The organism is Chryseobacterium sp. SG20098 (genome assembly GCF_031844745.1).
In the GTDB taxonomy this organism is placed as follows: domain Bacteria; phylum Bacteroidota; class Bacteroidia; order Flavobacteriales; family Weeksellaceae; genus Chryseobacterium; species Chryseobacterium cucumeris.
The window spans coordinates 2,035,088-2,057,606 of the sequence record NZ_CP134622.1 but is presented as its reverse complement, the minus strand read 5'-3'; the positions used below and the strand labels follow the sequence as shown (position 1 = coordinate 2,057,606).

At 35.8% G+C, this 22,519-nt stretch carries 21 protein-coding genes and 1 pseudogene; 14 read left to right on the top strand and 8 right to left on the bottom strand.

The features are described from left to right. Positions 1-206: 206 nt before the first annotated feature. The 3 genes from RHP76_RS09365 to RHP76_RS09355 all read left to right on the top strand — a co-directional run bounded on the left by RHP76_RS09365 (position 207) and on the right by RHP76_RS09355 (position 2,410). Positions 207-749 carry a phage tail-like protein gene (locus tag RHP76_RS09365; protein WP_311230032.1) on the top strand — a complete coding sequence of 181 codons (543 nt, stop codon included), beginning with the start codon at positions 207-209 and terminating at the stop codon, positions 747-749. A 17-nt stretch (positions 750-766) separates the two neighbouring features. Then, positions 767-1,474, top strand: a complete 708-nt coding sequence (locus RHP76_RS09360; protein ID WP_062674042.1) for a hypothetical protein — start codon at positions 767-769, stop codon at positions 1,472-1,474. A 564-nt stretch (positions 1,475-2,038) separates the two neighbouring features. Then, entirely contained in the window at positions 2,039-2,410 is a 372-nt protein-coding gene (locus tag RHP76_RS09355; RefSeq protein ID WP_062674044.1) for a septal ring lytic transglycosylase RlpA family protein, read from the top strand. Positions 2,411-2,479: 69 nt separating this feature from the next. Here the strand turns inward: RHP76_RS09355 and RHP76_RS09350 are convergent, their stop codons facing one another. The 4 genes from RHP76_RS09350 to RHP76_RS09335 form a co-directional block, all read right to left on the bottom strand. Continuing rightward, a complete protein-coding gene (locus RHP76_RS09350; protein ID WP_120232051.1) occupies positions 2,480-3,244 on the bottom strand; it encodes an exodeoxyribonuclease III in 765 nt (254 codons plus the stop codon). A gap of 87 nt (positions 3,245-3,331) precedes the next feature. Beyond that, the gene (locus RHP76_RS09345; RefSeq protein WP_062674048.1) at positions 3,332-3,709 is read right to left on the bottom strand and encodes an MliC family protein; all 378 of its coding nucleotides are present in this window, start codon (positions 3,707-3,709) and stop codon (positions 3,332-3,334) included. Positions 3,710-3,819: 110 nt separating this feature from the next. Beyond that, on the bottom strand, positions 3,820-5,364 hold the full coding sequence (locus RHP76_RS09340; RefSeq protein ID WP_062674050.1) for a T9SS response regulator signal transducer PorX: 1,545 nt from the start codon (positions 5,362-5,364) through the stop codon (positions 3,820-3,822). Between the two features lie 132 nt (positions 5,365-5,496). Then, positions 5,497-7,137 (bottom strand): S41 family peptidase, encoded by a 1,641-nt coding sequence (locus RHP76_RS09335; protein WP_311230031.1) that lies wholly within the window; start codon positions 7,135-7,137, stop codon positions 5,497-5,499. A gap of 237 nt (positions 7,138-7,374) precedes the next feature. Between RHP76_RS09335 and RHP76_RS09330 the strand changes: the two genes are divergently transcribed. The 8 genes from RHP76_RS09330 (at position 7,375) to RHP76_RS09295 (ending at position 15,156) form a co-directional block, all read left to right on the top strand. Continuing rightward, positions 7,375-8,601, top strand: a complete 1,227-nt coding sequence (locus tag RHP76_RS09330) for an HD domain-containing protein (RefSeq protein WP_062674054.1) — start codon at positions 7,375-7,377, stop codon at positions 8,599-8,601. Between the two features lie 71 nt (positions 8,602-8,672). Then, positions 8,673-9,704, top strand: a complete 1,032-nt coding sequence (gene lpxD, locus RHP76_RS09325; RefSeq protein WP_062674056.1) for a UDP-3-O-(3-hydroxymyristoyl)glucosamine N-acyltransferase — start codon at positions 8,673-8,675, stop codon at positions 9,702-9,704. Then, positions 9,697-11,094, top strand: coding sequence for a bifunctional UDP-3-O-[3-hydroxymyristoyl] N-acetylglucosamine deacetylase/3-hydroxyacyl-ACP dehydratase (locus RHP76_RS09320; protein ID WP_034699159.1), 1,398 nt, complete (start codon positions 9,697-9,699; stop codon positions 11,092-11,094). Before lpxD ends, RHP76_RS09320 begins: the two co-directional genes overlap by 8 nt. After that, complete coding sequence (gene lpxA, locus RHP76_RS09315) at positions 11,095-11,889, top strand: acyl-ACP--UDP-N-acetylglucosamine O-acyltransferase (protein ID WP_062674059.1); 795 nt, start codon at positions 11,095-11,097, stop codon at positions 11,887-11,889. 84 nt (positions 11,890-11,973) lie between these two features. After that, positions 11,974-12,540, top strand: coding sequence for an elongation factor P (gene efp, locus RHP76_RS09310; protein WP_002977139.1), 567 nt, complete (start codon positions 11,974-11,976; stop codon positions 12,538-12,540). Positions 12,541-12,607: 67 nt separating this feature from the next. Then, positions 12,608-13,510: a UDP-3-O-(3-hydroxymyristoyl)glucosamine N-acyltransferase gene (locus RHP76_RS09305; protein WP_062674061.1), complete on the top strand. Its 903-nt coding sequence runs from the start codon at positions 12,608-12,610 to the stop codon at positions 13,508-13,510. An 86-nt stretch (positions 13,511-13,596) separates the two neighbouring features. Beyond that, on the top strand, positions 13,597-14,469 hold the full coding sequence (gene sucD / locus RHP76_RS09300) for a succinate--CoA ligase subunit alpha (RefSeq protein ID WP_002977143.1): 873 nt from the start codon (positions 13,597-13,599) through the stop codon (positions 14,467-14,469). A gap of 15 nt (positions 14,470-14,484) precedes the next feature. Further along, positions 14,485-15,156, top strand: a complete 672-nt coding sequence (locus RHP76_RS09295) for a porin family protein (protein ID WP_311230030.1) — start codon at positions 14,485-14,487, stop codon at positions 15,154-15,156. A gap of 70 nt (positions 15,157-15,226) precedes the next feature. On the opposite strand, the gene RHP76_RS09290 is transcribed toward RHP76_RS09295, so the two are convergent. The 3 genes from RHP76_RS09290 to RHP76_RS09280 form a co-directional block, all read right to left on the bottom strand. After that, on the bottom strand, positions 15,227-16,537 hold the full coding sequence (locus tag RHP76_RS09290; RefSeq protein ID WP_120232047.1) for an ABC transporter permease: 1,311 nt from the start codon (positions 16,535-16,537) through the stop codon (positions 15,227-15,229). Between the two features lie 4 nt (positions 16,538-16,541). Then, positions 16,542-17,453, bottom strand: a complete 912-nt coding sequence (locus RHP76_RS09285) for an ABC transporter ATP-binding protein (protein WP_120232046.1) — start codon at positions 17,451-17,453, stop codon at positions 16,542-16,544. Between the two features lie 108 nt (positions 17,454-17,561). After that, a complete protein-coding gene (locus RHP76_RS09280) occupies positions 17,562-17,912 on the bottom strand; it encodes a T9SS type A sorting domain-containing protein (protein WP_034699180.1) in 351 nt (116 codons plus the stop codon). 118 nt (positions 17,913-18,030) lie between these two features. Here RHP76_RS09280 and hemB point away from each other — a divergent pair, with 118 nt between their 5' ends. Then, positions 18,031-19,020: a porphobilinogen synthase gene (gene hemB, locus RHP76_RS09275; RefSeq protein ID WP_062674069.1), complete on the top strand. Its 990-nt coding sequence runs from the start codon at positions 18,031-18,033 to the stop codon at positions 19,018-19,020. Positions 19,021-19,097: 77 nt separating this feature from the next. Here hemB and RHP76_RS09270 read toward each other — a convergent pair whose 3' ends face one another. Next, complete coding sequence (locus RHP76_RS09270; protein ID WP_120232045.1) at positions 19,098-19,391, bottom strand: TM2 domain-containing protein; 294 nt, start codon at positions 19,389-19,391, stop codon at positions 19,098-19,100. A gap of 154 nt (positions 19,392-19,545) precedes the next feature. Here RHP76_RS09270 and lptB point away from each other — a divergent pair. Both lptB and RHP76_RS09260 read left to right on the top strand, forming a co-directional pair. Next, positions 19,546-20,271: pseudogene (gene lptB, locus RHP76_RS09265) on the top strand (LPS export ABC transporter ATP-binding protein); the annotation flags it as partial. A gap of 503 nt (positions 20,272-20,774) precedes the next feature. Then, on the top strand, positions 20,775-22,502 hold the full coding sequence (locus RHP76_RS09260; RefSeq protein WP_062674780.1) for an ABC transporter ATP-binding protein: 1,728 nt from the start codon (positions 20,775-20,777) through the stop codon (positions 22,500-22,502). Positions 22,503-22,519 lie beyond the last annotated feature (17 nt).

The window sequence follows — 22,519 nt, the reverse complement described above, 5'->3', positions numbered from 1 at the left end:
TTGAAATAAACCCTAAAATTAATTGAAATAGTTATTTGATTATTTTATTTTAATTCAGTGTTCACAAGTTGAGATGTATCTTCTTTTTTGGAAATATTGATGAAAAAAATGTAATTAAAAATCTTTAAAAACTTATGAAAAAATTTTTATTAACAGCAATTATGCTTGTTGGCCTTTCGGCCGTTTCTAAGGCTCAACAGGGGCGAGTGGGGATTAACACAACCACACCTGCCGCAACATTAGACGTAGTAGCAAATACTACAGACAATGCTAGACCTGATGCCTTACTAGTCCCTCGTATGACAGCAGCAGAATTATCCGCTAAGGATGATACTAGTGGAACATATGCTGCGCCTCAAAACGGAGCTATTGTTTACATTACTTCCGGAACAGGTACAGGTGCAAGAAAAGTTAAAATTACTGGCCCTGGATTCTATTATTTTGATAATTCAGTTCCTGAATGGAAGCCTATCGTTGGTGCTGTTACAGCTACTGGATATACTAACGTTTCACAATCGACTTCTATTAACAAGAATGAATCAATGTTGGTAACTACGAATGTAACTATTGCAGCTCCTCCAGTAGCAACTTCAGTTGCCGGAGATAAATTCAGAATTGTTGATGCTACAGGTGGTGCTGGATTTAGTGTTACTGGTGTTCACTCTAGTACAACTACTTCGCCGGCAGTATCAGGTTCGGCATTAGAGTATACTTTCATCAGTGGTGCATGGTATTGCACAAGTTTATAATTTAAAATAATAGTGAAATGAACACAAATAAAAAAATTTCTGCTCTTGTATTGTTAGCTGTGGGTATCTTTTCTAATGCACAGATCAAAACAAATAATACAATTAATGCAACCATAGGTGGAGAGTCAGTTTACTTAGATGCTTCAAGTTTCCCTTCATCCAACAACTTAGGAAAAGGTTTATCTGTTCCTAGAACAAACTTAACTACTTTTACATTTGTTACACAGGTAACCAATGCATTAAAGTTTCCTACAGCATATGATGGTATGATCGTATATAACTCTGTTGCGGGTACTACTCCTGCTACAGGTTCTGGTATTGGTAATCAACCTGTCAGTGTAGGTTTTTACTATTTCAGTAATCCTACTCCAACACCAGCATTCTCTTCTGCTTCCGGGCAATGGTTGCCATTAGGTGGTAGTGGTAAAGAAAATATCCTTACTACTGAAACTGTTACAAACAGACAAGTAAATAATGCACAGATTTATGGTATAAAAGGAACTTTTGCTGCAAACGGTACAACTACTGCAGTAACAATTCCTGCTCCTTCCGGAATTACTGCTATGTACGGAATTACTATTTATAAAGCAGGAACTAACACAGTATACTCCAGAGAATTGTATTCATATGATACATCTACCGGAGCTGCTGTTACAGGATCTCCAAGTATGTCTGTAGTGTATCCTAGTGGAACATATGATTATGTACTAGAATACTTAAAATAAAGAAATTTATTAATTACATAACAAAAAACCAATGAGAAATCATTGGTTTTTTACTTTTAAGAGATGAGAGGTTCTTTTATTTTTGATGATGATAAATGATATGGAGATAATTTTTTAAAATTTCCGGCTATTTTTTTTTAAGTAAGATCAAGCTTTGAAATTTTAACACTATCTATAGATGTTAAAATCTAATTCAGAAATTTGACAGGATAGGGCTTACCATCTTCTGATAGTCATTTTCTTCAAATCCTGGATTTAAGAATTTTAAATTTAAAATTATTTTATTGGATTAAAATCTTAACAATAGGTATTTTTTAATAAATTGATTTTCAGAGTGTTTTGTATTTTCAAATTTTAAATTATGTGTAAATTAGTTAATTATGTTAACTTTTTAACCATTTTTTTAACACTTTTTAACACGGTGATCTAAATGCCCTATCCATAAGGGGTTACAGTGATTTTTAACATTTTGTTGTATTTTTATTAACTATTTTTAACATATTGAATAGGGTTTTATAAAGATTCCTGATACATTTGCTCCGTCAAAACCAATAAAAGTTCAAAATGATGAAAAGATTCATTCTCGTAATCATAATGATGATTTCAACCCTAGGTGTTTACTCTTTTACAAGTAATGCCTTAGATGCGAAAAAAACAAGTTATGCATCGTACTACCACGATAAATTTAACGGTAGAAAAACTGCCAGCGGAGAAATCTTTGATAACTCAAAATTCACTGCGGCAAACAGAACGCTTCCATTTGGAACAAACGTTAAGGTAACCAACCTTAAAAATGGTAAAGAGGTAATAGTGAGAATTAATGACAGAGGGCCTTACCATTCATCAAGATCTTTAGACATGTCTAAAGCTGCGTTCGATGAGATCGGAGATATCAACCATGGTACTATTCCGGTCGAATATGAAATTGTCGATTAATTTTATGATTTAAATTAAAAAAAGCCAGCTGATTCAGCTGGCTTTTTGTATGGATAAATATAGCATTGATTATACATCTAATTCCAATAGAGCAGGACAATGGTCAGAATGTACAGCTTCCTTTAAAATAACAGCCCTTGTAAGCTTATCTTTTAAACTGTAGGAAGTGAAGTTATAATCTAACCTCCAGCCTTTATTTCTTTCCCTTGAATTTTGTCGGTAGCTCCACCATGTATAATTATCCGGTTCATTATTAAAGAATCTGAAACTGTCAATCAGTTCACACTCATTGATAAAACTGGTCATCCACTCTCTTTCCATGGGAAGAAATCCTGAAACATTTTTTAAACCGACAGGGTTGTGAATATCGATAGCTTCATGGCAAATATTAAAATCACCGGATATAACAAGGTTAGGAATTTCTTTTTTTAAATTCTTGATATACTCAAGGAAGTCATGGCAGAACTGCATTTTAAAATCCAGTCTTTCAATATTAGATGCAGAAGGAACGTATACGGATATTACAGAAAATCCGTCAAAATCGGCACGGATGATTCTTCCTTCATTATCATAGCTTTCTATACCACAACCATACTCTACATGATTAGGCTTTATTTTTGAAGCAATTCCGACTCCACTGTAACCTTTTCTTACTGCAGAATGCCAATAACTGTGATATCCTAATTTTTCAAGACTTTCGATATCTATCTGATCGTTTCCTGCTTTACTCTCCTGAATACAGATGATATCCGGATCTGCAATTTTCAGCCAGCCCAGAAAATCTTTTGTGAAAGCAGCTCTGATTCCGTTGACATTGTAAGTGATTAATCTCATAAACAAAATAAATTTTTTCAAATGTAGGGAAATAAAAAAGCCGGTCTTTAATTTCAAAGCCGACTTTTTATATTGTTAGTAAGGTTTTTATTTTTTGAAAACAGTTTTACCGTCTTTTGTCAATTCTATTTCCTCACCTTTACCTCTTAGCTCATAATGATCATTCTTATACCATATTCCTGATGCAGGCTTTTGTCCCTGTAGTTCAATTGTTTCATTGTTGAAAACCACCGTAGCTGTATTTTTGGTATTATTGAAAGTCATATCCAACGTTTTTCCATTGCTGTCTTTCGAAGTACTTTTTACAATTTCATCCTGAGTTCCTGAAACAGCTGCTGAATCAGATGGCTTGGATGCAACACTGTCTACAGAAGCGGGAGTGGAATCTGTTGTTTTCTTTTCTTTGTTACATGAAGTTAAAAATAATGCTGAGAATGCTGCTGCAATAAAAATGTGTTTTTTCATAAGATTATATTTATTTAAGGTTGTCTTCTAGTATGCAAAATGAATGCCTTAAAAAAAGAGGCGGAAAAAATCATTCGATTTTTTCCGCCTTTAACCCAAAATTAAATAAACTACTTGGGTTCTAATACGCTGATAGGGATAATACACTCTTCAAGTGAAATTCCTCCATGCTGGTAAGTTTCTTTATAGTAATTAACAAAATGATTGTAATTTTTAGGATACGCCAGGAATATATTGTTTTTAGCAAAAATATATTTCGAGCTTAGGTTTCCTTTTGGAAGGAAAAGCTTTTCCGGGTTGGTAATGGCCCATACATCACTGTCATCATACGTTAAGCTTTTACCTGTTTTATATCTGATATTCGTAGAAGTTTCTCTGTCTCCTACCACTTTACTTGGCTTTTTAACATATACAGTACCGTGATCTGTTGTGATCACCAGCTTATATCCGTTTTCTGCAGCTGCCTTAATGATCTTCAATAAAGAAGAGTTTTCAAACCAGTTGAAGGTAAGGGAACGGAAAGTCTTATCATCACGAATCAGCTGGTCTACAATATGATTATCTGTTTTCGCGTGTGACAGGATATCAATAAAGTTATAGACAATGACTAGAAGATCATTATTTTTATGCTGATTGAAATCATCATAAATCTTTCTTTCAAAATCAGCGTTCAGTACTTTAAGGTATTTCATAGATTTTGAACCGAGACCAATTCTCTTCATCTGATCTTCCAGAAAGTCACGTTCAAATTCATTTTTGTTTCCCTCTTCATTATCATTGAACCATTTATCAGGGAAGCGTTTCTCAATCTCAGACGGCATTAATCCTGCAAAGAAAGAGTTTCTCGCATACTGTGTTGCCGTAGGAAGAATACTGTAGTAATAATCTTCTGAAACTTTATTGTAGTATTTTGTAAATAAAGGTTCAATCACTTTCCACTGATCGTAACGAAGATTATCCACCATCAGTAAAAGAACTTTTTCTTTTTCCACTTCCGGTTTTACTTTTTCCTTAAAAAGTGTGTGACTCATCATCGGTTTATCTGAATCTGTAAGCCAGTTTTCATAATTTTTCTCAATAAACTTGGCAAACTGAATGTTAGCTTCCTCTTTCTGAGACTGCAGCAGATCCGCGAATTCATTGTCTGCTACTTTATCAAATTTGATTTCCCAGCTAAGGATCTTTTTATAATATTCAGCCCATTCCTGATACGTTCTCAGGTAAGAAAGTTCCATGGAAAGATTTCTGAATTCCTGCTGGTATTGTAGAATCGTTTTTTGTTCAACAAGATTATCCTGCTGAAGGTTTTTCTTTAGGGAAAGTAATATCTGATTAGGGTTTACAGGCTTTAATATATAATCGGCAATCTGGGAACCGATAGCCTCTTCCATAATGTGTTCCTCTTCGCTTTTGGTTACCATGACGATTTTTAAGGCGTTATCTTTTTCCTTGATCATTGGAATGGCCTCCAGACCGGAAATACCTGGCATATTTTCATCAATGAGGGTTAAAGCGAATTTCTCTGAATCCATAAGTTCCAAAGCCTCATTCACATTGTTAACAGGAGTTACCTGGTAACCCTTCTTTTCTAAAAATACGATATGAGGTTTAAGTAAATCTATTTCATCATCTATCCATAATATCTTTTCTGACATAATTTATTTTTTACATGGTTATTGTATCAAAATGTTGACCAAATCCTTTTAAAATCTCACAAATTCGAAAGATTAAAAGTTAAATATAAGTTAAATGAAAATAGCGTAGAATAATTCACATTTTCACTTCACTTAATCAGTCGTTTTTATATATTCCAAAGCCTTTTCCAATACTTCGTCTTTTCCGTTTTTTATCCCTTCTACACTTGGTTTTATGAAGATGTCAGGAATAATTCCGATTCTTTGGGTTTCTCTGCAATCCGGGTAATAAGCACCCAAACCTGTAAACCGTGTATCAAGGTTGGCAATTTTAAACATAATCACATCTCCGTTGGCTCCCGAAGTATTACTTCCGATAATTTTCGCTTTCGGATGCTGTTTGAACATCATGGTTGTAGTTTCTGCCTGGCTTTGCGTATTCTCATCTACTAAAACGATTACATTTCCTTTATAGTATTCAGGATTCTTTCTGCCGGTGACATTTTTTCTGCTGTAAAATTTCCCGGGATAGGTGGTGTCAGGAAAAGTAAATTGATAATAGATTGAGGGGCTGGGAAGAAGAAGGTAACTTAAGGGAATGATCGTTTGTTTTGGATAATCCCTGAGATCAAAGATAATGGATTTTGCGGATTTTAAACTACTGTACATTTCGTCAATATCTTCCTTTTCTATAATTCCCATATTCACATACCCGATTTTCTTTTCATCATCCATAAATTTCCATTTTTTTGAGACAGGTATTTTTTCGTGAATAATATCCTTAATGAGATACGTTCGGGTTTTTATTTCTATGTTTTGTCCATCCCTTTCAATCTTTATGGAAATAGAATCATTCTTGCTGAAGAGAAGTTTATCTTTTATTTTGCTAAACTTTCCCCATGAGTTGGAAGCGGGTGTGTATTTGGCTAAACTGTTGATCACTTGCGGGATGGTTTTTCCTTCAATATCATAAATGACATCTCCCGGATGCAGAGTACTTTTATGTCTGGATTGTGTGTCGTTAACTTTTGTAATCACTAGTTTTCCTTCAGCATAAGTATATTCTACTGGAACTTTTCTTTGACCATACAAACTAAGTTGAATTTCTTTTGACGAAATATAAGCGTGTGAGTCATCCGTTTTAGCCACCAGTTCTGCTAATGCCAGGTGAAAATTCTCGTCATTATCAATCATTAGGAATTTGGGAATCATTTCTGTAAGGACATCATTCCAGTTCTGATCAGTTTCATATTTATAAGGAAAGAAATATTCCACGTAATTCCAATATCTGAATAGCTCCAGTAAACCATTTCTTTTGGAAGTAAATTGAAAACCATAGGATTTTTCATTCCTGAAATATATTTTTCTTCCTCCTTTTCCAAAATAATGATTGTCTCCAAGATTTCTGTTTTTTTCAATGTAACGAAGTTTTTGAGATACATCATCGGAGAAAATTTGCGAATTGTCAATCCAGCGTAGGTCAAAGTTTTTGAGAAAATAAACTTTCTGATCTTGTACTGTACATTCATTACATTGTGGAATTTCTCCGAGACTTTCAATCCATTGAGAATAAAGAATATTGAGAGATTCCTTATCATTAATATTTTCAAGCTCATCGATTTTTTGAAAAAGCTGCTTGTCCCAGTTCAGATTTCCTTTTGCAACGTTAGGATGGTAATATTTTAAGAATCCCCAAACCCTGCACAGAGATTCCAGCTTTTGGGTCTCGGTGATTATTTGTGCGGAAAAGTTTAAACTTAAAAATAAAAATAGGAAAAGTGAGAAGCGTCTCATTAAAGGTTGTCGTGTTTTCTCTCAAAGATAATCCTTTAATATAACAGACGCAAAAGGTTTTCAAAAAATCTTGAATTGATAAAAAATAGATGCCGAGGAATTTCTAAAGTTGATATGATGATGTTTTTGGTGAAAAATATTCGGTAGGGCATCGTCTTATTCCAATATCTTAATAGTAATTTAATAAGAGGCTAAATTTTAAAATGCCTAACTTTGTTTACTAATACTGAAGTTTCAATGCAGAATAAGCTAAAAATCATCAACGATCCTGTTCACGGGTTTATCAAAATTCCACACGAAATTTTATTTGATATCATTGAGCATCCTTATTTTCAGAGATTAAGAAGAATCGGGCAGACCGGACTTTTGAATCTGATATTCCCGGGTGCTACCCATACAAGGTTTCACCATGCTCTTGGAGCAATGCATTTGATGTTTACAGCGTTAGAAACATTGAAGCAGAAAGGAGTGAAAATTTCTGAGGAAGAAGAAAAAGGAGCAATGCTGGCCATTTTGATGCATGATATCGGTCATGGTCCGTTTTCACACGCATTGGAAAGTATGCTGATGGATGACTGGCATCATGAGAATCTTTCTTTGCTGCTCATGAATAAGCTTAATGAGAAATTCCAGGGCCAACTATCCATGGCTATTGAAATGTTTCAGGGGAAGTATCACAGAAAGTTTTTTAACCAGCTGATCTCTTCCCAACTGGATGTTGACCGTTTGGACTACCTAAAAAGGGACAGTTTTTTTACAGGAGTTTCAGAAGGAAATATTAATACCCAGAGAATCATCTCTATGATGAATGTCTGTGAAGAAGGCGAACTGGTGATTGATGCAAAAGGGATTTATTCCATTGAAAATTTCCTGACAGCCAGAATGTTCATGTACTGGCAGGTGTACTATCATAAAACTTCAGCTTTGGCAGAGTTTCTTTTAGTTAAAATCCTTGAAAGGGCAAAATATCTGATTTCCCAGGGTGTAAAACTTCCGGCAACAGACAATCTGAAATATTTTTTATACCGTGAAAAGAGCGGTGCCACAGATGAAGATATAGAAAGATTTACTCAGCTTGATGATAATGATGTAATTCAGGCCATGAAAGAATGGCAGAATTCAGAAGATTTTGTATTGTCATACTGGTGCAAATGTGTAATTCAGAGAAATTTGCCTAAAACAATTATTTCATCACATCCTTTTGGCCAGGAAATAATTGAGGAAAAAATAAAAAAGAGTAATGAACTTTTCGGAATCAATAATGGTAATGAATTGGTTCATGAAATTAAAAGAAAATTATTGCCATATCATGCAGAGAAACAACCGATTTATTTACTGCATAAAAATGGGAGAAGAACAAGGCTGCATGAGTCGGAAGATCAGCTTTTATCGGGATTAATTGTGAATAAGACGACCCGCTATATCCTTATGTTTCCAAGAGATATATCCAAACTGGACTCTTAAAGAATATTAAAATTTACGATCTGAAACTAAAACATGTTTGCAAATTATAGAATTTCTTATCTTTGCAGAATATGGAATTTACAGCTTCGCAAATTGCAAGTTTTATTGACGGAAAAATAATAGGTGACGAGAATGCACTTATTACAGGAGTTTCACCAATTGAAAATGGGGAATCAGGACATCTTTCTTTTATAGCACAAGATAGATTTTCTCATTTTTTGGATAGCTCAAAATGCTCTGTTATCATCGTTTCGGAAAAACTTCTGGAGAAAAATCATTATAACCCTACCTTAATCGTTGTAAAAGATGCCTATCTTTCTTTTCAGATTCTGATGAATTTATATCAGGAAATGCAGGGAAGAAAAGAAGGTATTGAAAACGGTTCGTCTATTCATGATACTGCTGTCATAGGAGATAAAGCGTATATCGGAGCATTTACCTATGTTTCCGAGAAAGCTAAGATCGGGGAAGGATCACAAATCTATCCACATGTATATATAGGAAAAGGTGTAAAAATTGGTAAAAACTGTAAAATAGACAGTGGTGCCAGAATTTATGACTACTGTATTATTGGAGATAACTGCGTGATTCATTCCAATACGGTAATCGGAGGTGACGGTTTTGGTTTCCAGCCAACAGCTGACGGCTTCAAAAAAATACCACAGCTTGGAAATGTGATTATTGAAGACGATGTAGAAATTGGTTCAAACTGTAGTATCGACAGAGCTACAATAGGCTCTACAATAATAGGAAAAGGAACTAAGATTGATAACCTGATTCAGATTGCCCACAACGTGAAAATTGGTCAGAACAACGTAATTGCTGCACAGGCAGGAATTGCAGGTTCCACTACTATCGGAGACTGGAATCAGATTGGTGGCCAGGTAGGTGTCGTAGGACATATCAAAATAGGAAACCAAGTGAAAATTCAGGCTCAGAGTGGCGTGAATTCCAGTGTTAATGACAGAGAAACTTTGTACGGTTCACCAGCAATCAGTTACAATGACTATTTAAGGAGTTATGTTCATTTCAGGAACTTGCCTGGAATAGTAAATAGAATAAATAATCTTGAGAATAACTCAAAAGATAATACTAATGAGTGATATGCAAAAAACACTTCAGCAAGAGGTAACTCTTTCTGGAATTGGCCTTCATACTGGTAAAGAAGTAAAACTTACCATTAAACCTGCTAAAGAAAATACAGGTTTTGTATTTGTAAGAACAGACTTGGAGGGACATCCTCAGGTAGAAGCTGATGTAAATTATGTTGTAGCAACTGAAAGAGGAACTACATTAGAAAAGTTAGGGGTAAAGATTACCACTTGCGAACATCTTTTAGCAGCCCTTGTTGGTTGTGATATTGATAACGCAATTTTAGAAATGGACGCTTCAGAACCTCCTATTTTGGATGGGTCTTCAAAATATTTTGTGGAAGCCATCGAAAGTGTAGGAGTCGCAGAACAAACGGTTGCAAGAGAATATCTTGTGGTAAAAGAAGTTCTTACGTACAGTGACCCGGCTACAGGTTCGGAAATCACCATCATTCCATCAGATACTTATGAAGTAACTACTATGGTTGATTTTGGGACTAAAGTATTAGGTACTCAGAATGCTACTCTTAAAAATATTTCAGAATTTAAAGACGAAATCTCATCAGCAAGAACATTCAGCTTCCTGCATGAATTGGAAATGCTTTTAGATCACGGTTTGATCAAAGGTGGAGATATTTCCAATGCTATTGTATATGTAGATAAAGATCTTACTCCTGATACCACAGAAAAATTAAAGAAAGCCTTTGGAAAAGATAATGTATCTATCAGACCAAACGGTATTCTGGACAATCTTAATTTAAACTATCCTAACGAAGCAGCGAGACACAAATTACTGGATGTAATCGGTGACCTTGCTTTGGCAGGTGTAAAAATAAAAGGTAAAGTTATTGCTAACAAACCGGGACACTTTGTGAATACTCAGTTTGCGAAAAAACTAAACCGCCAGTGGAAATTGCAGAAAAAGAAAAACGTTCCGGATTTTGACCTGACAAAAGAACCGGTATTCGATATCAACGGAATTATGAAGCTTATGCCTCACAGACCTCCGTTCTTATTAATTGACAAAGTTCTTGAACTTTCGGACTCTCATGTAGTAGGGTTGAAAAATGTAACAATGAACGAACCTTTCTTCGTTGGACACTTCCCTAAAGAGCCTGTAATGCCTGGAGTTCTTCAGGTAGAAGCATTGGCACAGACAGGAGGAATTCTTGTATTAGCCAGCGTTCCGGATCCTGAAAACTATTCTACATATTTCATTAAAATTGATAAGGTGAAATTCAAAAGAAAAGTAATTCCGGGAGATACGCTTATATTCAAAATTGAATTGATAGAGCCTATCAGAAGAGGAATTGTTCATATGCAGGGATATGGATATGTGGGAGATACTGTAGCAGTAGAAGCAGAGCTTATGGCTCAAGTTGCAAAAAATAAAGTTGATTAAATGATTCATCAATTAGCAGCCGTAGATAAACGTGCGAAAATCAGCAAAAATGTAATTGTAGAACCTTTTACTACCATTGCAGGGGACGTAGAAATCGGAGAAGGAACATGGATTGGTCCTAATGTAACCATCATGGATGGAGCAAGAATAGGGAAGAATTGTAGGATTTTCCCTGGGACTGTAATCTCTGCAATTCCCCAGGATCTGAAATTTGATGGTGAAGATACCCAGGTAATTATCGGTGACGAAACGACAATCAGAGAGTGTGTTACCGTAAACAGAGGGACAAAGGCTTTAGGATATACTAAAATAGGTGCTCACTGTCTTATTATGGCTACTTCACACATTGCACATGATTGTGTTATCGGAGATCACGTTATCATCGTAAACGGTTGTGGTATTGCAGGACACGTCGAGATTGGTGATTATACAGTAATGGGAGGTTTATCAGCGGTTCACCAATTCGGTAAAATCGGAAAACATGTAATGATTTCCGGAGGTACTTTGGTAAGAAAAGATATTCCACCTTACGTAAAAGTAGCAAGAGAACCTATGTCTTATGCCGGTATTAATTCTGTTGGTTTAAGAAGAAGAGGATTTACGAATGAAAAGATCTTTGAAATTCAGAAAATCTACAGAGCCATCTTCCAAATGAAGATGAACGTTTCCCAGGCTATTTCCCATATTGAAAAAGAAATGCTTCCAACGGCTGAAAGAGATGAAATCTTACAATTTATTCAAAATTCACCAAGAGGTATCGTAAAAGGATACGGAACCGGTAAAGAGAGTAATTAAGAGAAATGCTAAAAAGCAAATTTGCAAATCTGCCTGTTTGCTTGCCAGCCAATACAATTTAAGTAAAAAAGATAATATATATTAATGGCAACAAGTAACGATATCAGAAAAGGGCTATGCATCGAATATAGCAATGATATTTATAAAGTAATTGAATTCCTTCACGTAAAACCGGGAAAAGGACCTGCTTTCGTAAGAACAAAATTAAAGTCAGTGACGAACGGTAAAGTAATTGATAATACTTTCTCTGCAGGACACAAAATTGATGAAGTAAAAGTAATCACCAGAAAATTCCAGTATCTGTATGATGATGAGAATGGATTCCACTTCATGAACAATGATGATTTCTCTCAGTTATACATCAACAAAGAAATGATTGAGAACTCTCAGTTTATGAAAGCGGGTGAAGAAGTGACTATCATTTTGAAAGAAGCTGATGAAACTCCACTTTCTGCTGAACTTCCGCAATCAGTATACCTTGATGTTATCGAAGCTGATCCGGGAGTAAAAGGAAACACTGCAACCAATGCTCTTAAAAACGCAATCGTTGAAACAGGAGCAAGAGTAATGGTTCCTTTGTTCATTGAACCGGGAGACAGAATTAAAGTAAGCACTGAAGACGGAAGCTACTTAGAAAGAGTAAAAGAATAAATAAAATTTACATAAATTCGGTTTGCATCAGCATTCCGAATTTTGTTTTATAAGAAAATCTATTGTTATGAGATTCCATTCTCCGCAAAAGCTTAAAACGATTGCAGATTTAATAGGCTCAGCATTTGTAGGGCCGGAAGATTTTGAAGTATTGGGAACTAACGAAATTCACATGGTAAAACCAGGTGACATCGTTTTTGTGAATCACCCTAAATATTATGACAAAGCATTAAACTCTGCAGCCACTATTATTTTAATTGATAAAGAAGTAGATTGCCCGGAAGGTAAAGCACTTTTGGTTTCTGATGATCCTTTCAGAGACTTTAATAAAATCAATACCCATTTTACCAGAATCTATAATTTCACGGAAGAACTTCACGATGTTGAAATAGGAGAGGGAACAAAAATCCATTCTTCGGCAGTAATCGGGAACAACGTGAAAATCGGGAAAAATACCTTAATCTTTCCTAATGTTGTCATTGGTGACCGTACGGAAATCGGAGATAACGTAATTATTCAGTCCAACACCGTTTTAGGAGGTGATGCATTTTATTACAGAAAATTAAATGGAAACTTTGACCGTTTGATCTCTGTTGGAAATGTTGTTATTGAAAACAATGTGGAGATTGGAAACGGATGTACCATTGACAGAGGAGTTACAGACTCTACCATTATTGGAGAAGGTTCCGTTTTGGATAACCAGATTCAGATCGGACATGATACCGTTATCGGAAAAAAATGTCTGATTGCTTCTCAGGTAGGAATTGCCGGATGCTGTATCATCGGAGATGAGGTGACATTATGGGGACAGGTTGGAATTGCTTCCGGAAACAAAATTGAGTCGGGATCTGTACTTTTGGGAAAAACCGGCGTCAACAGAGATCTTGAAAAAGGAACCTATATCGGGATGTTTGCAGAAGATTTTAAAACTTATCTTAAAAAAGAAGTAAAACTGAGAAATCTCAAATAAACAATTCCAAAGGTTTTATCCAAAATCAAAGAAATTTGAGTAAATTTGTGAGCATTAATAAAATAATAAATTAAAACAACAATAAAATGTCAATTTTAGTAAACAAAGATTCTAAAGTAATTGTACAAGGATTTACAGGGAACGAAGGAACTTTCCACGCTGGTCAGATGATTGAATACGGAACAAACGTAGTAGGTGGTGTTACTCCAGGAAAAGGAGGTAGCGAGCATTTAGGAAAGCCGGTATTTAACACTGTAGCTGATGCTGTTGAAAAAGCAGGAGCAAACGTAAGTATCATTTTCGTACCACCGGCATTCGCAGCAGACGCTATCATGGAAGCTGCTGAAGCAGGAATCAAAGTAATTGTATGTATTACTGAAGGTATTCCTGTAGCTGATATGGTAAAAGTAAAATCTTACATCGCTGACAGAGACTGCAGATTAATCGGACCAAACTGCCCTGGAATCATTACTTCTGAAGAAGCTAAAATTGGTATTATGCCAGGTTTCGTTTTCAAAAAAGGAAAAGTAGGTATCGTTTCAAAATCAGGAACTCTTACTTACGAAGCTGCTGACCAGGTAGTAAGAGCAGGTTACGGTATCTCTACTGCAATCGGTATCGGTGGTGATCCAATCATCGGAACAACTACAAGAGAAGCTTTAGAACTTTTCATCAACGATCCTGAAACTGAAGCTGTTGTAATGATCGGTGAAATTGGTGGAGGTCTTGAAGCTGAAGCTGCAAGATGGTACAAAGCTAGTGGATCTACTAAGCCAGTTGTAGGTTTCATCGCTGGACAGACTGCTCCAAAAGGAAGAACAATGGGACACGCAGGTGCTATCGTAGGTGGTGCTGAAGATACAGCTCAGGCTAAAATGGAAATCATGAGAGAAAACGGTATCAACGTTGTTGATTCTCCTGCTGATATTGGTGCTACTGTAGCTAAGATTCTAGGATAATATAAAACCCAACATATGAAAAAACTTTTATTAGCCTCAGCTTTAACTCTTTCGGCTTTTTCCTTTGCACAGGTGCAATGGAAAAATACAAGATTTGGAGTAACAGGAGGTTTAAACTACTCCAGAGTATCTAACGCCCACAACCCTTCAGGCCCAAGATATACTTTCCAAGCTGGAGCTTTGGCATTGATTCCCGTAGGAAAGGCAAACCAATTCTTTATTCAACCTGAAGTACTGTACTATGGTGCAGGAGAAACAGGAAAAGATAAAGATGCTAAAGGAGTAAGCGGTTATGACGCTTTATATGCTAATAACTACCTGAGTGTGCCTCTTTATTTCAAAGGATATTTTTCTGAAGCAGAATCAGAATTCTTTGGATTAATAGGCCCTAGATTTAATTTCTTGCTGAACCAGACCGTAAAAGACGCTCCTGTAAGCAGACCTTATTATGACCCGGATGTTACCGATCCTAACCAGCCGGCAGGTGTAAATGGTAAGGCGAAGAGCTTTAACTGGGGACTTGGACTGGGAGTAGGATATAGCTACAAAAGACAACTTGAAGTAGCATTAAAATACGACTTAGGTCTAAGTGATACCTATCCTGGTCTCGCTAAAGAAACTAAGGGTACTGATAAGAAAAAATCAGAACAGGTAATTGCTCTTACTTTAAGCTATATATTCAAATAGAATATTTCAGAATATAAAAAATCCCGGAAACTCAGTTTCCGGGATTTTTTTATTGATAGGCTTTTACTTCTTACCCTCTTATCCATTTCCAAAGCTCTTTTAATGTAGCTTTATTTCCGTACATCAAAATACCTACACGGTAGATTTTTCCGGCTAGGAAAATCATAAAAATAGTAGTTACCAGCAATAATGTAATAGACAATGCAATCTGCCATGCAGGAACTCCAAAAGGAATTCTGGCAATCATTGCAACTGGTGAAGTAAACGGGATGATGGATAGCCAGAAACCTAAAGGACCTTCCGGATTATTCATCAATGTGAAACTCCCATACATTCCTAATGTTAATGGTAAAATAGCAAATAAAGTAAATTGCTGTGTTTCTGTTTCGTTATCCACTGCTGAACCAATGGCTGCATAAATAGAACTATAGAAGATATATCCTAAAAGGAAAAATACGATGAATACAAAGATGATTAACGGAAAATTCAGCTCCAGTAGACTATGTGAAATCTGAGTAGCAAGCTGCCCCATATCCAGTTTGCTTGTAATCTCTTCATTACCTCCCGGAATATTTTTCTGAAGAGGAGAAAAGCCTGTATTGAGTACCAGTGCACCAATAACAGACATGGTAATCCAGATCAGAAACTGGGTCAGTGCAACCATGGTTACTCCCAGAATTTTACCCATCATCAGTTCAAAAGGTTTTACAGAAGAAATAATGATCTCTACAACACGATTATTTTTCTCTTCAAGAACACTTCTCATTACTCTTACCCCATAAATAATAATGAACATAAAAGTAACATACATCAGTACCATACTTAATCCGGATTTCACCCCAAAAGCAAGATCAGAATCCTCTTTATTATTATCCGTAACGTTGATGGTCTTTAAGGTAAAATTTTTATCAAGATTATTTAATTGTATTTCCTGAATACCCAGTTGCTTTATTTTTTCTTTTCGGACAACATTGCTGATATCAGATACAATTTGTTGTTTGGTATCAAATCCTATTTTACTGTTGATAATAAGTCTGGTTTCTTTTTCAAGCTCATCAAAATTCTCATTTTTCAACGGTGGAAGAATCAGGATGCCGTCCAGAGATTCATTTCCTTTTAAATTGTTAATCTTGGACTTCTCATCAGCCGCAGAAACAAAAACGTAATTTAATTTATCATTAGATCGAAGCTGATTGGTAAACAATCCACTCTTATCAACAACTTCTATAATACTATGTGACTCATTCGCCTTAAACATTAATCCTACAATTGCTCCGAAAGCAATAATCATAACAGGGGCAAGCAGCGTCAATATGATGAAAGACTTTTTCTTAACCTGGGTAAGAAACTCTCTCTTGGTAATTAAAAAAATATTATTCATAAAATTAAGAATGGTTACTTACAGCATTAATAAACACTTCATTCATACTTGGTATTCTTTCGTCAAACGATCTCACTTTACCTACCTGTACAAGATCCAGAAGAACATTATTCTGGCTCTCTTCGTTTTTTAGGTCAAAAGAAACAAGATTATTTTCATTGGATAGGTTGAAGATCTCATATTTATTTCTGAAATTTTCAAAGTGATCATTGCTTACTTCAGAAAGCGTAATTCCAAAAATATTTTTCTTAAATTTTTCTCTTACATCAAAAACTCTTCCGTCAATAATCTTCTTTGAATTGTTGATCAATGCAACATAATCACACATTTCCTCTACACTCTCCATTCTGTGGGTAGAAAGAATGATGGTTGTTCCGTTATTTTTAAGATCAATAATCTGATCTTTGATTAAATTGGCATTCACCGGATCAAAACCTGAAAACGGCTCATCAAGAATTAAAAGATGAGGTCTGTGAAGAACGGTTACCACAAACTGTATTTTTTGTGCCATTCCCTTAGAAAGTTCAGAAAGTTTTTTCTTCCACCATTGATCGATGTTCAGTTTTTCAAACCACTTTTTGGCTTCATTCAACGCATCACTTTTCTTCATTCCCTTCAGTTCCCCAAAATAGAGAATCTGGTCACCCACAGTCATATTTTTGTACAGTCCTCTTTCTTCAGGCATATAGCCAATATCTTTAATATGACCTGGATTAAGCTTTTGGCCATTGATATGGATTTCTCCAGAATCTGCCTTAGTAATTTGGTTAATGATACGGATAAAAGAAGTTTTTCCGGCTCCGTTAGGACCTAAAAGGCCATAAATACTGCCTTTTGGAACATGGATGCTGAAATCATCCAGGGCGACCTTTTTTCCTGCATTATAGGTCTTTTTAATATGTTCAGCTTTTAGCATTAAGTTGTTCTTTTTACTATTAGTATGAAAAAGTCCCGAAAGTTACGGAAATATTAAAACAGAATTAATGTAAAAAGAAAAAATCCTGATGATTATCAGGATTTTAATTTATTGTTTCACGATTTGAGTAACTTTCTGTGTGTTGTCACTTAAAATATACCGGATCATATATTTTCCGGGCTTTAATTTTTCAATATTAATCTCTCCGGAATTCATATTTACGGTATAACTAGCAACCTGCATACCCAAAATAGAATAAAAAGTCACACTTTTGATTCTTAAAGAAGAATCTTTTGCCTTAATGATAAGGAAATCCTTTGCAGGATTTGGATAGGCAAGCAATACACCATCATCTGCTTTTTGAGTGATGGAACCCGGCTCTCTAAGCTGAGCTTTAAAATTGTTGGAAAATCCAACAAAAGTGCCTACAAATAGAAATAAAAGTAAAAGTTTTTTCATCAAATTTATAATTTCTCGAATATATATAACAAATGTAATACATTCTGCAATCTCGTACAATAGTTTTTTACAGAACTTATATTAAATTTGTAGAAACTTATTCAAAAAGTATTCCAAAATGATACATTCAAGAAATAGAAGACTTAGAGTTAATGAATCTATCAGAAGTCTGGTAAGAGAAAATGTGCTTACAACTGATGATTTTGTAATGCCGATCTTCGTAATGGAGGGCGAAAACAAGCAGGAGGCAATCCCGTCTATGCCGGGAATTTTCAGGCGCAGTATAGATTTAACGGTGAAGGAATGTAAGGAATTATTTTCTTTGGGGGTAAAAGCTGTCAATTTGTATATGAAAGTGTCAGAACATCTGAAAGACAATACAGGAAAAGAAGCCTGGAACAAAGACGGATTGATGCAGAATACGATCAAAGCCATTAAAGATGCCGTTCCTGGAATGATTGTAATGCCGGATGTAGCCTTAGATCCTTATTCAATCTACGGACACGACGGGATCATTGAAAACGGAAAAGTTGTAAATGACGCTACCAATGATGCACTCGCAAGAATGTCAGTATCTCACGCAGAAGCAGGAGCCGATCTTGTGGCGCCAAGTGATATGATGGATGGCAGAGTAATGGTCATTCGTGAAGCTTTGGAAGAAAGCGGATTTACAGATGTAGGAATTGTAAGCTATGCTGCGAAATATGCAAGTTCTTTCTATGGCCCTTTCAGAAGTGCTTTAGACAGTGCTCCGAAAGATGATATGGAAATTCCGAAAGATAAAAAAACATATCAGATGGATTTCCACAACTCACGCGAAGCCTTGAATGAAGTATTTAAAGATATAGATGAAGGAGCAGATGTAATTATGATTAAACCGGGACTTCCTTACCTGGATATTGTTTCCAAAGTACGTGAAGCCATTGATCTTCCGATTGCAGTATACAATGTAAGTGGAGAATATGCCATGGTAAAAGCAGCTGCTCAAAACGGCTGGCTGGATAACGACAAAACGATCATTGAAAGTTTGACTTGTTTTAAAAGAGCAGGAGCAGATATGATCTTTACTTATTTTGCAAAAGAAGCAGCTATTCTTTTAAATAAATAATGATTAAATTCATTCAGATAAAAAAGAGACTACTCAATCGGTAGTCTCTTTTTATTTCTAACGAAGTAATAATAATTTTACAACCATCCTTTTTTCCCATACACATACGTATCATCGAATTGTTTATCGCTCATAAAAAGATATAAAATACCTTCGATAAAAGGAATAACAGAGGCAGCACCAAAAGTAACGACATTCAGAACCAGCTGAATAATTCCCTCCTTTGTATATCCAAGATAAAATTTATTTAAAGCCAGCCATCCCACAAGAATTCCCAATATAGCTGCAGGGATTTTCTTTTCTGAACGGTAGGGAACATTGCTTTGCTGGTTTTGCACATTTTCTGTTTTTGTATAACCGTAATTTTCCATTTCTTACTATTTATAATTGATTGATATGTTTTACGATGAGTAGATTAAAATGATGAAAAGTTACAATGGGTTGTAAATGAACAAGTTTGCATTTAACGTAAACAAGTTGATATTAACCTATAAGTGAAGTTTATATTTTTGATATATTTGCCCTATGATTTTACGAGGAGAAAACTTAATCAAGGAATATGGTCCTAAAAAAGTTGTAAAAGGCGTTTCTGTACAGGTTCAACAGGGAGAAATTGTTGGTTTGCTGGGTCCGAATGGAGCAGGGAAAACCACATCGTTTTATATGATTGTAGGGTTGGTTAAGCCCACTTCAGGAAAAATTTTTCTGGATAAGCAGGAGATTACCACCGATGCTATGTACCGAAGAGCCCAGAAGGGAATCGGGTATCTTGCTCAGGAAGCCTCGGTTTTCAGAAAACTATCTGTAGAGGAAAATATCATGGGCGTATTACAGCTGACGAAGCTTTCAAAACGTGAACAGCAGATCAAATGTGATGAACTGATTGAAGAGTTTTCTTTACAGCACGTTCGTAAAAACAGAGGAGACCTTCTTTCCGGGGGAGAAAGACGTAGAACCGAGATTGCACGCTGTCTTGCTACAAGCCCGAACTTCATTCTTCTGGATGAGCCTTTCGCAGGGGTAGACCCGATTGCCGTAGAAGATATTCAGAAAATCGTAAGAAGTCTTGTGGATAAAAATATCGGAATTCTGATTACCGACCACAACGTGCAGCAAACCCTGGCGATTACAAACAAAACCTATATTATGTTTGAAGGAAAGATCCTGAAAGAAGGACTTCCGGAAGATCTTGCCAATGATCCGCAGGTAAGAGAAGCCTATCTGGGTGAAAACTTCGTTTATCAGAGTATTTTAGATAAACCTAAAAAGAAGAAATATGCTTACAATATCTGGGCAGGTAACTTTGATTCCAAAGCACAGCTGCAGGGATTTGTCAATGAAAATTTCAGTCAGTTTGATGATCTTAGATTGTTACATGGCTTTGAAGAAGTCAGCTTTGCTACATTAGCAAATTCTGAAATTGAACATATTTTTAATGATGTAGTGGATAAAAATGCCAACAACTCATTTGTTTTGCAGAAAAAGGAAATCAATTCCCAATATTCTCTGGAACAGGCAGAAGCAGAGTCTAAAGAAGCCAGCAGAAAAGAGCTGCACTACCTTACAACTTATGTATTTGAAGGATAAAATATAAGCATTCACTTGCTGAACATGATAATAAAACGTACCTTTTTCTTTTGAAAGCGGTACGTTTTTCATTTAAAATGATTTCTATGGCTAAACCTTTTAACAGAACCGTTACCTTATTCGGAATCTATAAACAACTTGTTCCATTCATCAGACCTTATCGTCCCATGATTTACGGAACACTGTTTCTTACTTTTCTGGGAGCTCTTGCAGCACAGGTGAACCCGATTGTTTTGAAATATACCGTAGATGAGGTGACTAAACTTACACATCTTCCACATCCGATGTCGGAGGGGATTCATATTCTCATTATTATTTCCATTATTTTACTGGGAAAAGAACTGTTAAACATCTTTATCAACTTCGGCCAGAAATTTTATGGCGAAAAAATAAGGATTAATGTGAGCTCCGTGCTGGCACAATCAGCCATTGATAAGATTTTAACCTACAGAGTCGCTTATTTTAATGATGAAAACCATGAATCCGGAAAATTACAGATCAGAATAGACCGCGGAATAGAAAGTCTTACCAGATTGGTTCAGAACTTTTTTATTGATATCCTTCCTCTTTTTTCCAATGCCATTATTGCCCTCATCATTATGTATATGCAGAATGTGTATGTGGGACTGGTTTCTACGATTATTGTTCCGATCTATTTCTACATCAGCTCCCTGCAGGCCAAAAAACTGGGCGGAGTGAGACGCCAGCTTAGGAATCAGAGAGAAAAAAAGACATCAGGACTTTTGAACCTGATCAATTCTATTATGGTTATTAAAAGCTTCGTCCGTGAAAAATTTGAAGGGAAAAAACAATATGACCTTCAGATGGAGCTGATGGAAAGCCAGATGATCACAAGAAGAACCAATTTTATTTATGATGGTTTAAAAACTTTTATTGAGCAGTTCGGCGTTGTTTTGATTATCCTTTTAACCGTTTATCTTGTACTTGACCAGCAAATGACCATTGGAGCAATTATGCTTCATATTATGCTTTTCAACAATGTTTCGGCACCGATCCGGCAGCTTCACAGGATTTATGATGATATGAACGATGCCATGATCTATGCTGAAGGGTATTTCGATATTTTAAATGCAGATCATGAAACAGAATCCAACGGAAGCTTTGTAGAAAAAGAAATCAAAGGAACTTTTGAATTGAAAAATGTTGATTTCACCTATCCCAATGGTACGAAAGCTTTACATAATGTTTCCATGAAAATTGAAAACGGAAAGACGACAGCTTTGGTAGGGTTGAGCGGTGCAGGAAAATCAACGGTGATCAATCTTTTGTGTAAATTCTATCTTCCTGATTCCGGGGAGATTCTTTTGGATGGAGTCAACCTTAATGAATATGAAAATACTTTCCTGAGAAGTGATCTGGGGCTGGTACTTCAGAAAAATCATATCTTTCAGGGAAGCATAGAAGATAATATCCGTTACGGCGATATGAATGCCGGTTTTGAAAAAATTCAGGAGGCTGCAAAAAAAGCTTATCTGCACGATCAGATCATGGATCTTCCTGAAAAATACCAGCATGATGCCACCCAGCTTTCAGGAGGACAGCAGCAGAGAATTGCCATTGCCAGACTGTTCCTTAAAAATCCACCGATTATTTTTCTGGATGAACCAACAGCCAGTCTGGATGCCATTGCTACAGAACAGATCAAAAATTCTCTGGATGCTATTAAAGAAGGACGAACGGTGATCATTATTTCCCATTCTCTTTCACAGATCCTGGATTCCGATACCATTTATGTGATGAAAAAAGGCAGAGTGGTTGAAAATGGAACTCATGATGAATTGTACAATAAAGAAGGAACATACCGTGAGATTTTTGATGCCTCTGCCCGTAGTCTTAATCTCGATAAACTGGTGAATACTTTTAAAGAAAATTAAAATCAAAAAGTCATCCC

Bases quoted from the DNA above. Each gene is read 5' to 3' on its own strand.
- RHP76_RS09360 (WP_062674042.1), top strand. From the start codon at position 767: ATGAACACAAATAAAAAAATTTCTGCTCTTGTATTGTTAGCTGTGGGT.
- RHP76_RS09355 (WP_062674044.1), top strand. From the start codon at position 2,039: ATGATGAAAAGATTCATTCTCGTAATCATAATGATGATTTCAACCCTA.
- RHP76_RS09350 (WP_120232051.1), bottom strand. From the start codon at position 3,244: ATGAGATTAATCACTTACAATGTCAACGGAATCAGAGCTGCTTTCACA.
- RHP76_RS09345 (WP_062674048.1), bottom strand. From the start codon at position 3,709: ATGAAAAAACACATTTTTATTGCAGCAGCATTCTCAGCATTATTTTTA.
- RHP76_RS09340 (WP_062674050.1), bottom strand. From the start codon at position 5,364: ATGTCAGAAAAGATATTATGGATAGATGATGAAATAGATTTACTTAAA.
- RHP76_RS09335 (WP_311230031.1), bottom strand. From the start codon at position 7,137: ATGAGACGCTTCTCACTTTTCCTATTTTTATTTTTAAGTTTAAACTTT.
- RHP76_RS09330 (WP_062674054.1), top strand. From the start codon at position 7,375: ATGCAGAATAAGCTAAAAATCATCAACGATCCTGTTCACGGGTTTATC.
- lpxD (WP_062674056.1), top strand. From the start codon at position 8,673: ATGGAATTTACAGCTTCGCAAATTGCAAGTTTTATTGACGGAAAAATA.
- RHP76_RS09320 (WP_034699159.1), top strand. From the start codon at position 9,697: ATGAGTGATATGCAAAAAACACTTCAGCAAGAGGTAACTCTTTCTGGA.
- lpxA (WP_062674059.1), top strand. From the start codon at position 11,095: ATGATTCATCAATTAGCAGCCGTAGATAAACGTGCGAAAATCAGCAAA.
- efp (WP_002977139.1), top strand. From the start codon at position 11,974: ATGGCAACAAGTAACGATATCAGAAAAGGGCTATGCATCGAATATAGC.
- RHP76_RS09305 (WP_062674061.1), top strand. From the start codon at position 12,608: ATGAGATTCCATTCTCCGCAAAAGCTTAAAACGATTGCAGATTTAATA.
- sucD (WP_002977143.1), top strand. From the start codon at position 13,597: ATGTCAATTTTAGTAAACAAAGATTCTAAAGTAATTGTACAAGGATTT.
- RHP76_RS09295 (WP_311230030.1), top strand. From the start codon at position 14,485: ATGAAAAAACTTTTATTAGCCTCAGCTTTAACTCTTTCGGCTTTTTCC.
- RHP76_RS09290 (WP_120232047.1), bottom strand. From the start codon at position 16,537: ATGAATAATATTTTTTTAATTACCAAGAGAGAGTTTCTTACCCAGGTT.
- RHP76_RS09285 (WP_120232046.1), bottom strand. From the start codon at position 17,453: ATGCTAAAAGCTGAACATATTAAAAAGACCTATAATGCAGGAAAAAAG.
- RHP76_RS09280 (WP_034699180.1), bottom strand. From the start codon at position 17,912: ATGAAAAAACTTTTACTTTTATTTCTATTTGTAGGCACTTTTGTTGGA.
- hemB (WP_062674069.1), top strand. From the start codon at position 18,031: ATGATACATTCAAGAAATAGAAGACTTAGAGTTAATGAATCTATCAGA.
- RHP76_RS09270 (WP_120232045.1), bottom strand. From the start codon at position 19,391: ATGGAAAATTACGGTTATACAAAAACAGAAAATGTGCAAAACCAGCAA.
- RHP76_RS09260 (WP_062674780.1), top strand. From the start codon at position 20,775: ATGATTTACGGAACACTGTTTCTTACTTTTCTGGGAGCTCTTGCAGCA.